We start from the raw sequence: 14432 nt of genomic DNA on the forward strand, positions 1-14432 counted from the left end.
AGCCATGACCGGACTGTCATCATTCCTGGCAGTTACGGTCATTGCTGTGGGGCGCGGTCTTGCGGACAATCAGCGGCATGTTTTCCGCTCATGGATTTACCGGCATGTCGCAACCGATCTTTTTCGCCCACGCCAACGGGTTTCCTTCGGGCACCTATGGCAAGTTGTTCGCGGCGCTGGCGCCCGAGTATCGGGTCGCGCATCTGGAACAGCATGCCCATGACCCGCGTTTCCCGGCGGATGACAACTGGTACAACCTGGTCGACGAACTGATCCACCATTTACAGCAGCAGGATCAACCGGTGTGGGGCGTCGGCCATTCGTTTGGTGGTGTGTTGCACCTGCACGCGGCGTTGCGCTGCCCTGAGTTGTATCGCGGTGTGGTCATGCTCGACTCGCCGGTACTGACCCGCACCGATCAGTGGGTGATCCGCGCTGCCAAGCGTTTCGGCTTCATCGACAAACTGACCCCGGCCGGACGTACGTTGGGCCGGCGCGAAGAATTCGCCGACCTCGACAGTGCGCGCAGCTATTTTGCCGGCAAGACGCTGTTTCGCGGTTTCGATCCGGAATGTTTCGATGCCTACCTGCAACACGGGCTGCATGCGGTCGGCGACAAGCTGCGTCTGCGCTTCGACCCCGCCACCGAAATCAGTATCTATCGCGGCGTGCCGCACACCAGTCCGGGCCGCACGCGCCAATTGCAGGTGCCGCTGGCCGTGGTGCGTGGCCACAAGAGCCGCGTGGTCATGCGTCATCACACCCGATTCGTCGGGCGCCTGCCGCAGGGTGAAGCGCTGAGCATGCCCGGCGGGCACATGTTCCCGCTCGAGCGTCCACAAGACACGGCGCGCCTGCTCAAAGAGCTGTTTACGCGCTGGGAGCGCCGCCAACAGAAGGATTGCGCATGAACCCGACCTTCGAAGAAGTGCGCCTGAGCCTGCCGCATATCGAACTGGCGGCGCACTTGTTCGGTCCCGAGGACGGTCTGCCGGTGATTGCCCTGCATGGCTGGCTCGACAACGCCAACAGCTTCGCGCGCCTGGCGCCCAAGCTCCACGGCTTGCGCATCATCGCGCTGGACATGGCCGGGCACGGGCATTCCGGGCATCGACCGAATGGCGCCGGTTATGCGCTGTGGGATTACGCCCACGACGTGTTGCAGGTCGCCGAGCAACTGGGCTGGAAACGTTTCGGCCTGCTCGGGCATTCGATGGGCGCGATCGTTTCGCTGGTGCTGGCCGGTTCGTTGCCGGAGCGCATCACTCACCTGGCGTTGATCGACGGGGTGATTCCTCCTACGGACAAAGGCGAAAATGCCGCCGAGCGCATGGGCATGGCCCTGCAAGCGCAGCTGGATCTGCGCGAGAAGCGCAAGCCGGTCTACAACACCCTCGATCGTGCCATCGAAGCGCGGATGAAGGGGCTGGTGGCGGTCAGCCGCGAAGCCGCCGAACTGTTGGCGCAACGCGGCCTGATGCCGGTGCCCGGCGGTTATACCTGGCGCACCGACAATCGCCTGACCCTGCCATCACCGCTGCGCCTGACTCAGGAGCAGGCAATGGCCTTCGTCCAGCGCATCACCTGCCCGGCGCAACTGGTGGTCGCCGCCGACGGCATGCTGGCCAAACATCCGGAGTTGCTGGAGCGTCTACCCTTTAGCCAGGAACAGCTGGCGGGCGGGCATCATTTGCACCTGAACGATGAGTCCGGTGCCGACCTTGTCGCAGACTGTTTCAATCGCTTCTTCGCCATTCCTTGACTTGCACCGGGCAACTGTCGAGGCTGGGCGGGTTGAAATGGGAGACAACCACGATGGATTTCTATACCGCTGCGAACCCGACCCGCCAAGCCATGCCGATCCGATGAGCCTGACTATGCGGTCACTCAGTCTGTTGGCGCTGTGCTGCTTCAGTTCCGTTTCGTTCGCCGCCGACGTGCCCGGCAGCCAGGATCTGCAGATCGTGCCGCGTCTGGCCGACGCGCAGATCGTCGACTATCGCCCTCCCGTGGAGCTTGAGCGGATCTATCCGCTGGGCTCGATCCGCAAGATCAGCGGCCAGTTACGCTTTGACGGCCAGGTCACGGCGCGTGGCCAGACCACCTCGGTCACCTATGAGTTACCCCCGGAGCATTCCGCCACCGAAGCCTTCACCGCCGCTCGCGAAGCCCTGCAAAAGCAGGACGCCGAGTTGTTGTTCTGGTGTCAGGCCCGCGACTGCGGCGAAAGCAGCCTGTGGGCCAATGAAGTGTTCGGCAATTCCAAGCTGTACGGCGCCGACGAGCAACAGGCCTATCTGCTGTTGCGTCTGGCCGCGCCGAAGGACAACACCCTGGTGGCGCTCTACAGCATCACCCGCGGCAATCGCAAAGCCTACCTGCATGTCGAACAGTTTGAAGCGGGCGCACCGTTGGGCGAGTTGCTGCCGACCTCGGCCACGCTGTTGCGACAGCTCAAAAGCACCGGTGAGCTGGACTTTCCCAAGCTGACCGGCGATCCGGATGACACCTGGCTACGGCTGATTTCCCGTGGCTTGAACCTCGACACCACCCAGCGCGTGACGATTGCCGGACCCAAGGCCGAGGCCTGGCGGCAGGCGCTGATCGGCCAGGGTGTGCGCGCGGCGCGGATGGAGGCGGGGAGCGCCGACGGCTCTGGCCTGCGCATCGATCTGTTGCGATAAGCTGCACCGGGCGTGCGCGCGTGGCGTGTTCGCCTACTCTTTGACGAACTGAATTCTTCGAGACTTTACATGCTCAATAACGATCGGCTGTTGGTGCAAATCCTCCTGCTGGTGCTGTTCGGTGCCAGCCTGTGGGTGATGGCGCCGTTCTGGTCGGCGCTGTTCTGGGGTGCGGTGCTGGCCTTTGCCAGTTGGCCGCTGATGCGCCTGTTGACCCGTTGGCTCAATGGCCGCGAATCGCTGGCCGCAGCCATTCTGACTCTGGGCTGGATGTTGCTGGTGGCGGCGCCGCTGGTGTGGCTGGGGTTCAACCTGGCCGATCACGTACGCGACGCCACGGTCTTCATCAAGGACGTGCAGGTCGACGGTCTGCCTGAGGCGCCGGTCTGGCTCGGGACTATCCCGTTGGTGGGCGAACGTCTGGTGGGCCTCTGGAACAGCATTGATGAGCAGGGCGCGGCGCTGATGGTATCGATCAAGCCCTACCTGGGGCAGGTGGGTAACTGGTTGCTGGCGCGCAGTGCACAGATCGGTGGCGGCATCCTTGAGTTGACCCTGAGCATTGTCTTCGTGTTCTTTTTCTATCGCGACGGGCCGCGATTGGCGGCGTTCGTTCACAGCCTGCTGCAGCGGCTGATCGGTGAGCGTGCCGGGTACTACATCGAGTTAGTGGCCGGTACGGTGCAGCGGGTGGTCAACGGGGTGATCGGTACGGCGGCGGCGCAGGCGATTCTCGCGTTGATCGGGTTTCTGATTGCCGGGGTTCCGGGGGCTCTGGTGCTGGGGATCGTGACCTTTCTGTTGAGTCTGATTCCGATGGGGCCACCCTTGGTGTGGATTCCGGCCACAGCCTGGCTGGCGTGGAAGGGTGAGTATGGGATGGCGGTGTTTCTCGGGATCTGGGGGACGTTCATCATCAGTGGCGTGGATAACGTGTTGAAGCCTTATCTGATCAGCCGCGGTGGGAATCTGCCGTTGGTGATTGTGTTGCTTGGGGTGTTTGGCGGGTTGATTGCGTTTGGGTTTATCGGGTTGTTTATTGGGCCTACGTTGTTGGCGGTGGCCTATAGTTTGTTGACGGATTGGAGTAAGAGTCAGGCTCGGGTTTAGGTGCCTTGGCTTTTTTGGGGTTGTGGGCATATCCGTTGGTTTGGGTGTGGCGGCTGGCGGTTTCGCCCTTACGGCGAGTCACTTTTTACAAACGCCTAAAAAGTAACCCAAAACGCTTGCCCCGACGTTCGGCCCTCGCTGTGGCTCGGGTTCCTTCGCTACGGGATTCATCCGGGGGCATCGCCTCCGGTTTGCTTCGCTGCACCTCCTCTCGATGTGTTCGACTTCGTCGAACGGTCGCTGCGCTCCCACCCCCCGGATGAACCCCTCCACTCAGCCTGCCGACGGGGCGGGTAGGGCAAGATCAAGAGCTTTCGGCGAGCTGACACTCGGCCATTTGAGTGGTGAAGAGCGAGGCGTGCACTACCTTGCTTCTCTGTAGGAGTGAGCCTGCTCGCGAAGGCGGCCTTACAGCCGACCAATTTCCAGCTGAATAAACCCATTCCCACTGTGGGAGCGGGCTTGCTCGCGAAGGCGGCCTTATAGCCGAACAATCTCCAACTGAATGCACTCCATCCAACTGTGGGAGCCAGCCTGCTGGCGATGGCGGCCTTATAGCCGACCAATTTCCAACTGAATGCACTCCATCCAACTGTAGGAGCCAGCCTGTTGGCGATGAGGCCTTCTCAGCCAACCACTCTCTTCCCGCTGTACCCAAATGATCGTTCCCACACCGCTGCATGGAAACGATCACCCATCACGACATCATCTCAGGTCGCCACATTCAGGTATTTGCCCACCGGCGCGGCATTGTCGAGCGAGTATTGTTTGCTCAAGTTGGCAATCATCCGGTTCAGCGCTTCGCTGGTGGTCTGGGTGCTGGCGGTCTGTTCTTCGGGCGGGCGTTCCCGACCTGTCTGTATCGCCGCTTTCAGTTCGTCGCTGCTCACGCCGCCACTGCTGTCGCTATCCAACACCTTGAGCAGCACGGCGCTGGTGTCGGTGCTGGTTGTCGAGGTGTTGTCGCTGGTCTGCAGGGCACTGCTCAGTTCGGTAGCGCTGATGTTGCCATCACCATCGGCATCCAGTTGGCTGAACAGTTCGTCGCTGGAGGCTTGTTGCGGGGGCGGAGGTGGGGTCAGGCTGGCGGTGAGTTCGTCCTGGCTGACGGTGCCGTCCTTGTTCTTGTCCAGGGCCGAGAATATTTGGTTGCTGTCGGCGCTGCTGCCTGCGCTGATCAGGCCGGTGCTCAGTTCGTCGCTGCTGATGGCGCCGTCGCCATCGGTGTCGAGGGCGCTAATCAGCGCGTCGGCGAGGTCGGTGTTCGGGGCTTGGTCCTGAGGTGGCGGCGGGGGTGCCATCGCGGTCATTTCTTCGGCGCTGAGGCTGCCGCTGTCGTCGCTGTCCAGATCGCCGAATTGCTTGCTCAGGTTGACCAGCAGGCCATCGTCGGATTTCTGCGACAGAGCACTTTTCAGTTCGTCCTGATCCACCGCGCCGTCGCCGTTGCTGTCGAGTTTGGCGAACAGTTCCTTTTGCAATTGCTGGCTGCGGGCGTTCTGGGTGGTGCTGCTGGTGCTGGTATAGCTCGTGTAGTTGCTGACGCTACCGATCATGGGCTCACTCCTTGGACTGTCAAACCGGTTCGCGTACCGGCTTGTGCAGACTCAAGGGGCAAGTTGTCCTGGGTATTTGGGATTTGTACCGGTGGGTATACACGATGGAGTGAACACCACTGAAACCTGTGGGAGCGGGCTTGCTCGCGAAGGCGGCCGATCATTCAACACAGAAGTCGACTGACACACCGCTTCGCGAGCAAGCCCGCTCCCACAGGGGGATAGGTGTGTTTCTCAGGAGCGCGGCAGGCGGATGATTGCGGTCAGGCCGCCACCCGGGGTTTCTTCCAGATTCAACTGGCCACCCAAACGCTGCGCTGCCTCGCGGGCGATGGTCATGCCCAGGCCGACGCCGCCGGAGTTGCGGTTGCGCGAGCCTTCCAGGCGAAAGAACGGTTCGAACACCGCCTCGCGTTTGTCTTCGGCAATCCCCGGGCCGTGGTCGATCACGCGGATCAGCAGTTGCTCGCGTTGATCCTGCAATTCGATGCGCGCCTGCCCCGCATAGCGCAGGGCGTTGTCCATCAGGTTGTTGATGCACGAGCGCAGCGCCATCGGCTGCACTTGCAGCGGTGCGCAATGGCCGCTGACGTCAACGTCGGCGCCCTGATCCTGAGCGTTTTCGCACAGCGATTCGACCAGCGCCTGCACGTCCATCAACTGCAACGCTTCGCTGGTGCGCTGTTCGTGCAGGTAGGTGAGGGTGGCGTCGAGCATGCCGATCATGTCGTTGAGGTCTTGGCGCATCTGGCCTTGCAGTTTTTCGTCGTCGATCTGTTCCAGGCGCAGCTTCAACCGCGACAGCGGCGTGCGCAGGTCGTGGGAGACGGCGCCGAGCATGCGTGCTCGCTGCTGCACCTGTTCACGAATGCGTTGTTGCATCAGGTTGAAGGTGTTCGCGGCTTGTCGGGCTTCACGCGGGCCGGACTCGTCCAGCGGCGGGCTGTCGAGGTTTTCGCTGAGGCGTTCGGCGGCGTCGCTCAGGCGCTGGATCGGCCGGCTGAGCAGTTTGGCGCCGTACCACGCGGCGATCATCAACGAGATGAACTGGAAGGTCAGCGGCACCAGCGGCCCGCCGAACCACGGACGCGGCGGGCGATGGGCGAAACGTGGATCCGGCGGTGGCCGTTGGCCGTCGACGCCCTCGGCAAACTCCGGCGGGGGCGGCGGTGGGGGTGGCCCATAGTGATGAAACCAGGCAAAGGCCAGCAGGTGCGCCAGGACGATCGCCACGAACAGCATGCCAAACAGGCGGCCGAACAGCGTGTCGAAGCGCCCTCGCATCAGCCGATGTCTCGTGCGTCGAACAGGTAACCTTCACCGCGCACGGTTTTGATCAACTGTGGGGCTTTCGGGTCGTCGCCGAGTTTTTGCCGCAGGCGCGACACCAGCAAATCGATGCTGCGGTCGAACGCTTCGATCGAACGGCCACGGGCGGCGTCCAGCAGTTGTTCGCGGCTGAGTACGCGACGCGGGCGTTCGATGAAGACCCAGAGCAGGCGGAATTCGGCGTTGGACAGCGGCACCACCAGGCCATCGTCGGCGATCAGCTGGCGCAGGACGCTGTTCAGGCGCCAGTTGTCGAAGCGGATGTTGGCCCGTTGTTCGGTGCGATCGTCACGTACCCGGCGCAGGATGGTCTGGATCCGCGCCACCAGTTCCCGTGGTTCGAACGGTTTGGCCATGTAGTCATCAGCGCCCAGCTCGAGGCCGATGATGCGGTCGGTGGGTTCGCAGCGGGCGGTGAGCATCAGGATCGGGATGTCCGATTCTGCGCGCAGCCAGCGGCACAGCGACAGGCCGTCTTCGCCGGGCAACATCAGGTCGAGGACCACCACGTCGAAATGCTCGGCCTGCATCGCCTGGCGCATGGCCGCGCCGTCGGTGACGCCGCTGGCGTGGATGTTGAAGCGGGCCAGGTAGTCGATCATCAGCTCGCGAATCGGCACATCGTCGTCGACGATCAGCGCGCGGATGCTCCAGCGCTTGTCGTCTTTCTGCTCATCAATCACGGTCGTTTGGGTGTTGTGCATGGGGCTGTTCATCTGCCTGTAGGCCCGCCAACCACAAGATGGGCGCGAGGTGGTGGTTTCAGCATAGGCGTCCGGCCGTAAAGCGGGAAGTGCTGATGTAAGGACGTGTTGCGGCTGGCGAGGCTAGCGCGCACGCTTGTTGGCGGCGTGTCGGTTGTGTATCGCATTCGACACAATAACGCTGCAGGCTAAGCTGATCACGCCAGCGGCGACGATTTACCGATCATCGGGTGCCGCGCCGCCGCCGCTTCCGCTACAATGCGCGCCGATTTCGACTTGCCTGAGAGCCCATCCATGTCCGCCTGCCAGACTCCTATCATCGTCGCCCTGGATTTCCCTACCCGTGACGCCGCACTGAAGCTGGCCGACCAGTTGGACCCGAAACTGTGCCGGGTCAAAGTGGGCAAGGAACTGTTCACCAGTTGCGCCGCGGAAATCGTCGGCACCTTGCGTGACAAAGGCTTCGAGGTGTTCCTCGACCTGAAATTCCACGACATTCCCAACACCACCGCGATGGCCGTGAAAGCTGCTGCCGAGATGGGCGTGTGGATGGTCAACGTGCATTGCTCCGGTGGCCTGCGCATGATGGCGGCCTGCCGTGAAGAGCTGGATAAGCGCAGCGGCCCGCAACCGTTGCTGATCGGCGTGACCGTGCTGACCAGCATGGAACGTGAAGACCTGGCCGGCATCGGTCTGGATATCGAGCCACAGGAGCAGGTGCTGCGTCTGGCGGCACTGGCCGAGAAGGCCGGGATGGACGGTCTGGTGTGCTCGGCGCTGGAAGCCACCGCATTGAAGTCGGCGCACCCGTCGCTGCAATTGGTGACCCCGGGGATTCGTCCGGCGGGCAGTGCGCAAGATGACCAGCGCCGTATCCTGACGCCACGTCAGGCGCTGGATGCCGGTTCCGATTATCTGGTGATCGGCCGTCCGATCAGCCAGGCGGCGGATCCGGCCAAGGCACTGGCTTCGGTTGTGGCCGAAATCGCCTGATCAAACACGCAAGATCCAACAATGTGGGAGCGGGCTTGCTCGCGAATGCGGTGGTTCAGTCGAAATTGATATCGACTGACACGGCCTCTTCGCGAGCAAGCCCGCTCCCACAGTGGTTTTAGGGTGTTGTCGAGTTAAGTTTCAGACCTTCAGCACCAACTTGCCGAAATTCTCCCCGCTGAACAACTTCATCAGTGTCTCCGGAAAGGTCTGCAGACCTTCGACGATGTCTTCCTTGCTCTTGAGCTGCCCCTTGGCCATCCAGCCGGCCATTTCCTGCGCGGCGCTGGCGTACTGTGCGGCGTAGTCCATCACCACAAAGCCTTCCATACGTGCGCGGTTGACCAGCAATGACAGGTAGTTGGCCGGGCCTTTGACCGCTTCCTTGTTGTTGTATTGGCTGATGGCGCCGCAGATCACCACCCGGGCTTTCGGGGCCAGGCGGCTGAGCACTGCGTCGAGGATGTCGCCACCGACGTTATCGAAGTACACGTCCACCCCTTTCGGGCACTCGCGCTTGAGTCCGGCCAGTACGTCCTCGTGCTTGTAATCGATGGCGCCGTCGAAGCCCAGTTCATCGATCAGGTATTTGCACTTGTCGGCACCACCGGCGATACCGACGACCCGGCAACCTTTGATCTTGGCGATCTGCCCGGCAATGCTGCCCACCGCACCCGCAGCCCCTGACAGCACCACGGTGTCGCCAGCCTTCGGTGCGCCCACGTCGAGCAGGGCGAAGTAGGCGGTCATGCCGGTCATGCCAAGGGCCGACAGATACACCGGCAGCGGCGCCAGTTTCGGATCGACTTTGTAGAAACCTCTGGGTTCGCCAAGGAAATAATCCTGCACGCCGAGGGCGCCGTTGACGTAGTCCCCGACGGCAAAGCCCGTGTTGTTCGAAACGATGACCTGGCCTACGCCCAAGGCGCGCATGACCTCGCCAATCGCCACCGGCGGGATGTAGGACTTGCCCTCGTTCATCCAGCCGCGCATGGCCGGGTCGAGGGACAGGTATTGGTTTTTCACCAGTATCTGGCCTGCGCCCGGTTCGCCGACCGGGACTTCCTGATAAGTAAACGTCTCACGGGTCGCCGCGCCCACCGGGCGTTTGGCGAGGAGGAACTGGCGATTGGTCTGGCTGGTCATGGCAGGCACTCGAACTGAATGAAGCCTTGTTGATAGACCCTCGACGCCAATGCTGCAAGGTTGGCTGATGCGGCGAATGCGCAATGATCCAGTGCAGTGATAGTCCCCCGACAGGTTTTATCACTGCGACGGATGAAGGCATAAACAGCCTTCTGATAGTGCTGACGTGGGGCGCGCCCCGGTGGCTATGCTGCGACTCTGCAAATACCTCCTGCATCTCTCCCTTCGAGGACATAACAATGAGCATGACGTTTTCCGGCCAGGTGGTCGTAGTCACCGGAGCGGCCAACGGTATTGGCCGGGCGACCGCCCAGGCATTCGCCGCCGAAGGCTTGAAAGTGGTGGTGGCCGATCTGGACGCGGCAGGGGGCGAGGGGACGGTGGCGCTGATTCGTACAGCCGGTGGCGAAGCGACCTTCGTGCGCTGCAACGTTACCGTCGAAAGCGAAGTGAAGAATCTGATGGACGAGGTGATCAATATTTACGGTCGCCTGGACTACGCCTTCAACAATGCCGGGATCGAAATCGAGCAAGGCAAACTGGCTGACGGCTCGATGGACGAGTTCGACGCGATCATGGGCGTCAACGTCAAAGGTGTGTGGTTGTGCATGAAGTACCAGTTGCCGTTGTTGCTCGCTCAAGGCGGCGGGGCGATCGTCAACACCGCGTCGGTGGCGGGGCTCGGTGCGGCGCCGAAGATGAGCATTTATGCGGCGTCGAAACACGCAGTGATCGGCCTGACCAAATCGGCGGCGATCGAATATGCGAAGAAGAAAATTCGCGTCAACGCCGTATGCCCGGCAGTGATCGATACCGATATGTTCCGTCGCGCCTACGAGGCCGATCCAAAGAAAGGCGAGTTCGCCAATGCGATGCACCCGGTGGGCCGCATCGGCAAAGTCGAGGAAATCGCCAGCGCCGTGCTGTATCTGTGCAGTGATGGCGCGGCGTTCACCACCGGTCATTCCCTGGCCGTGGATGGCGGCGTCACGGCTTTCTGACGTCTTGTCGCAAGTCCCAGGAAAACCCGCCTTCGTGCGGGTTTTCTCGTTGTTGCCTGTCAGTTCCGTGAAACCATTAAACAATTTGTATCAAGCGGTTAGAACGGTCGCTTTTGACGGCGTTGTCGCACAGCCTGCAGGACGTGGCTGTGATTTACTGCCGCCAGCAAAACGGACAGGAGTTTGCGTGCTCATGGAATTGAGAATTGACCGACAGGCAATGGTGCCGGTCGTACAGCAGATTGTTGATGGCATGACCGAGTGGATCTCGCGAAGTGGTGTGGCGCCGAGCACGCGGCTGCCCTCCGTCAGGCAGATTGCGCGCGCCAATCTGCTCAGTCAGTCGTGTGTGGCGGAGGCCTGCGAGCGCTTGGTGGCGCAAGGCATTCTGGCCTCGCGCCAGGGCGCCGGATTCATGGTGGCCGCGCACGGCAGCGGGTTGCTCGGAATTGACTGCGGGCCGGCAGAAAACTGTTTGAAGCTCGGCGAAGGTGGCTTGCCGCAAAGCTGGCGGGAGTCCGATGACCTGAGTTACGCGATCCGTGAGGTGGCCCGTACCGACATGGCGAGCCTGTTCAATTACAGCAGCCCGCTGGGGCTGCCGGCGCTGCGCGAGCAGATCGTCAAGCGCCTCAGGCTGATCGGCGTCCAGGCCCGGGAAGAACAGGTCCTGACGACTTCCGGTGCCAGCCACGCGCTTGATCTGCTGGTACGCACGCTATTCAAGTCCGGGGATTGCGTTGTGGTCGAGAGCCCCGGGTACGCGCCGTTGTTCGAGCTGTTGCGCCTGCATGGCGTGCAATTGCTGGAAGTGCGTCGCACCCCGAGCGGGCCTGATCCTCAGGCGCTGGAGACGCTGTTGAGGCAATTTCGGCCGGTTGCGATGTTCATCAACAGCCACCACCACAATCCCACCGGCTCGTGTCTGACACTGGGCGTGGCGCAACAGATCCTGCAGTTGTGCAACGCCCACGATGTGCGCGTGATCGAAGACGATGTCTACGCCGGTAACGGCACACGCCTGGCGGCACTCGATGAGCGAGTGATCTATGTCGGCAGTTTTTCCAAGACGCTCAGCAGCTCGCTGCGCGTCGGGTTCGTGTACGCCGAACCCTCGCTGATTGCGCGTCTGGCGCGGGTCAAGATGATCAGCAGCATGGGCTCCTCGAGCTTCAACGAGGCGGTGCTGGCCAGTCTCCTGGCCAGTGGCGCGTACCGCAAAATGGTCCAGCGTCAGCGTCAGCGCCTCAATACTGATCGGATTGCCGCATTACAGGCGTTGGAAGATGCCGACTGGGAGGTTTTCGGCAAGCCGTGCGGCGGGCTGTTCATCTGGGCCCGCGCACCGCTGAGCGATTTTGCCCGCTTGCACAGTCAGGCGCAGTGCAGTGGCGTGCGCCTGTGTGCGCCGGGGGCTTTCAGTCCGAGTGGCGAAGTCGGTGAGTGGCAGCGAATCAATGTCGCCTATGCCTGTGATCCGCGCGCCCGACAGTTTTTTCGCAGCACCCGTGTGAATCGACCTCAAGCGTTCTGAAAACGACGCGTGCGTAGCTTTTTGCCATTATTCCGACGCCAGAGACTTGTGCTGCTTCATGGCCGTTGCGAATCTTCGGCAACAGACTTTGGCAGGGGACTAAGCGCAATGATTTCCGCCGTGCAAGGACGTTTTGCCAACCTCGGTATGGCGAAGAAACTGGGTATCGGGTTCGTGCTGGTGTTGCTGTTGACTGCGCTGGTGGCTGCCATCGGTGTTTGGTCCCTGCAGACCATCAGTCATCGTTTCGATGGGCTGAAGCAGATGTCGTCACTCAACAGCGCGTTGCTCAAGGTGCGACTGCTGGAGCAGGACTATGCGCTCCACAGCAACCCGAAAACCGTCGATGCCTTGCACGAAGGTGTCGACGGTTTGCTGGCCCAGGCGGCGCAACTCAAGGCGCAATCCCCGGCCAACGTGGCGGTGATGGGCGATGTCGAGCAGGCATTGGGTGCCTATCGCAAGGCTTTCGATGAGTTCGTCTCGCTGACCCAGGCCAAGGATCTGGCGCTGGAAATGGCCAGTTGGTCGGTGTCCAGCGTGGCCAACAACCTGGATGTGCTGCAAGCCGGGCTGGCCGATGATGGCGCGTATACCTTGAAGGACACCGAAGGCAAGGACGGTGCGCAGTTCATCGAACAGGCCAGTCAGGTCAGCCAGGTGTCGCGGTTGATGCTGCAGGCGATGAACGAGGCGCGGATTCGTCTGGACCAGAGCCGCAAGGGCGATGCCGACAGTGCCGGCAAGGGCAATATCGAGCAGGCCGCTCAGGCCCAGGCTCAGGCCGAGCAGTTGAAGACCACGGTCAAGGATGAGGGCTACCTGACAGTCCTTAATGAGGTGTCCGGGCACATCGCCGGTTTCAACGACAAACTCGCCGAGTACACCGGCCTGCTGGCCCAGGAAAAAACCGTCTACGAGCAGCTGCACCAGCGCGCGGCGCAGGTGATGGAGCGCGTGGATCAGGCGTATGGCGCAGAGGATGGCGCGATGCAGGCGGAACTGAAGAAGAACTCGGTGTTGATCATCGGTTCTTCGGCGCTGGCATTGCTGGTCGGACTGATTGCCGCGTGGGTCATTACCCGGTTGATCGTCGCGCCGTTGCGCAGTGTGATGCGGGTCGCACAGCAGATTGCGGCCGGGGATTTGAGTGCGAGGGTAGAGGTCACCCGTCGTGATGAAATAGGCCAGCTGATGCTGGCGATGCAGCAGATGGGCGCCGGGCTGAGCACGATCGTCAGCGGTTTGCAGGCGGGAATTGAACAGTTGGCCAGTTCAGCGCAATCGCTGTCCGCAGTGACCGAGCAGACCAACCTTGAGGTCAACAGCCAGAAGGAAGAAACCGAGCAGGTGGCCACGGCCATGAACCAGATGACCGCCACCGTGCATGACGTGGCGCGTAACGCCGAGGAGGCGGCGCTGGCCGCGCAAACGGCAGATGGCAAGGTCGAGAGTGGGCAGCAGGTGGTGCGCCAGAGCATGGCGCGGATCGAGCAGTTGGCGGATTCGGCGACGTCGGCCAGTTCGAGCATCGAAAGCCTCAGTGCGCAGATCCAGAACATCGGCACGGTGCTGGATGTGATCAAGAGCGTGGCCGAGCAGACCAATCTGCTGGCGCTCAACGCTGCGATCGAGGCGGCGCGGGCTGGGGAGCAGGGCAGGGGGTTTGCAGTGGTGGCTGATGAGGTTCGTGCGTTGGCGCGGCGTACCCAACAATCGACCGAGGAGATCGAGCGGCTGGTCAGTGCTTTGCGTTCGGCAGCGCATTCGTCGGTGCAGCAGATTCAGAGCAGTGGTGAATTGGTGAAGCTGGCGGTCAGTGATGCGCTGCAGACGGAGAGTGCGCTGGGCAGTATTGCGGCGGCGGTTTCGTTGATTCAGCAGATGAATCAGCAGATTGCGGCGGCGGCGGAGGAGCAGAGTTCGGTGGCTGAGGAGATCAATCGCAGTGTGACGAGTATTCGCGCGAGTGCGGATCAGTCTTCGATTGCGATGCGGGGGAATGCGGTTTCGAGTGTTGAGCTGGCGCGGTTGGGGGGGGAGCTCAAGGGGATGGTTGGGCATTTTCGGCTTTGACTTGGCGGCCTCTGGGCCGACCAGGTTCTTGGGGGTTTGGGGGTATATCCGTTGCTTCGGGGGTTGCGGGTGGCGGTTTCGCCCTTACGGCGAGTCACTTTTGCAGACGCCCAAAAGTAACCAAAACGCTGGGCCCCGGCGTACGGCCCTCGCTTAGGCTCGGGTTCCTTCGTTGCGGGATTCATCCGGGGGCATCGCCTCCGGTTTGCTTCGCTGCACCTCCTCTCGATGTGTTTGGCTGCGCCAAACGGTCGCTGCGCTCCCACCCCCGGATAAACCCCTCCACTCAGCCTGCCGAT

General features: G+C 61.9%; 12 protein-coding genes. 8 read left to right on the plus strand and 4 right to left on the minus strand.

The genetic code is table 11. The annotated features are described in order from the left end of the window. Window positions 1–104: 104 nt before the first annotated feature. The 4 genes from M0814_RS08855 (at window position 105) to M0814_RS08870 (ending at window position 3794) form a co-directional block, all read left to right on the plus strand. Entirely contained in the window at window positions 105–911 is an 807-nt protein-coding gene (locus M0814_RS08855) for an alpha/beta hydrolase (protein ID WP_003227131.1), read from the plus strand. Beyond that, window positions 908–1762, plus strand: a complete 855-nt coding sequence (locus M0814_RS08860) for an alpha/beta hydrolase (RefSeq protein WP_103485471.1) — start codon at window positions 908–910, stop codon at window positions 1760–1762. The genes M0814_RS08855 and M0814_RS08860 overlap by 4 nt, the downstream gene beginning before the upstream one ends. 115 nt (window positions 1763–1877) lie before the next feature. Continuing rightward, window positions 1878–2684, plus strand: coding sequence for a DUF4892 domain-containing protein (locus M0814_RS08865; protein WP_103485472.1), 807 nt, complete (start codon window positions 1878–1880; stop codon window positions 2682–2684). A 69-nt stretch (window positions 2685–2753) separates the two neighbouring features. Further along, window positions 2754–3794 (plus strand): AI-2E family transporter, encoded by a 1041-nt coding sequence (locus M0814_RS08870; protein WP_103485473.1) that lies wholly within the window; start codon window positions 2754–2756, stop codon window positions 3792–3794. A gap of 710 nt (window positions 3795–4504) precedes the next feature. Here the strand turns inward: M0814_RS08870 and M0814_RS08875 are convergent. The 3 genes from M0814_RS08875 to M0814_RS08885 form a co-directional block, all read right to left on the minus strand. Then, window positions 4505–5350, minus strand: coding sequence for an EF-hand domain-containing protein (locus M0814_RS08875; protein ID WP_103486661.1), 846 nt, complete (start codon window positions 5348–5350; stop codon window positions 4505–4507). Between the two features lie 234 nt (window positions 5351–5584). Beyond that, window positions 5585–6634: an ATP-binding protein gene (locus M0814_RS08880; protein ID WP_103486660.1), complete on the minus strand. Its 1050-nt coding sequence runs from the start codon at window positions 6632–6634 to the stop codon at window positions 5585–5587. Next, window positions 6634–7383: a response regulator gene (locus M0814_RS08885; protein ID WP_003227123.1), complete on the minus strand. Its 750-nt coding sequence runs from the start codon at window positions 7381–7383 to the stop codon at window positions 6634–6636. Before M0814_RS08885 ends, M0814_RS08880 begins: the two co-directional genes overlap by 1 nt. 294 nt (window positions 7384–7677) lie before the next feature. On the opposite strand from M0814_RS08885, the gene pyrF reads away from it, so the two are divergent. Beyond that, the gene (pyrF, locus tag M0814_RS08890) at window positions 7678–8376 is read left to right on the plus strand and encodes an orotidine-5'-phosphate decarboxylase (protein ID WP_003227121.1); all 699 of its coding nucleotides are present in this window, start codon (window positions 7678–7680) and stop codon (window positions 8374–8376) included. Window positions 8377–8517: 141 nt separating this feature from the next. Here the strand turns inward: pyrF and M0814_RS08895 are convergent, their stop codons facing one another. Further along, a complete protein-coding gene (locus M0814_RS08895; RefSeq protein WP_103486659.1) occupies window positions 8518–9522 on the minus strand; it encodes an NADP-dependent oxidoreductase in 1005 nt (334 codons plus the stop codon). A 239-nt stretch (window positions 9523–9761) separates the two neighbouring features. On the opposite strand from M0814_RS08895, the gene M0814_RS08900 reads away from it, so the two are divergent. From M0814_RS08900 to M0814_RS08910, 3 genes are all read left to right on the plus strand, one after another. Then, window positions 9762–10523 carry an SDR family oxidoreductase gene (locus tag M0814_RS08900; protein ID WP_103486658.1) on the plus strand — a complete coding sequence of 254 codons (762 nt, stop codon included), beginning with the start codon at window positions 9762–9764 and terminating at the stop codon, window positions 10521–10523. Between the two features lie 193 nt (window positions 10524–10716). Then, window positions 10717–12057, plus strand: a complete 1341-nt coding sequence (locus tag M0814_RS08905; protein ID WP_103486657.1) for a PLP-dependent aminotransferase family protein — start codon at window positions 10717–10719, stop codon at window positions 12055–12057. Between the two features lie 108 nt (window positions 12058–12165). Further along, window positions 12166–14133, plus strand: coding sequence for a methyl-accepting chemotaxis protein (locus M0814_RS08910; RefSeq protein WP_103486656.1), 1968 nt, complete (start codon window positions 12166–12168; stop codon window positions 14131–14133). The last annotated feature ends 299 nt before the right edge of the window (window positions 14134–14432 follow it).

Source organism: Pseudomonas sp. MWU12-2020, assembly GCF_023100605.1.
Taxonomy (GTDB): Bacteria; Pseudomonadota; Gammaproteobacteria; order Pseudomonadales; family Pseudomonadaceae; genus Aquipseudomonas; species Aquipseudomonas fluorescens_H.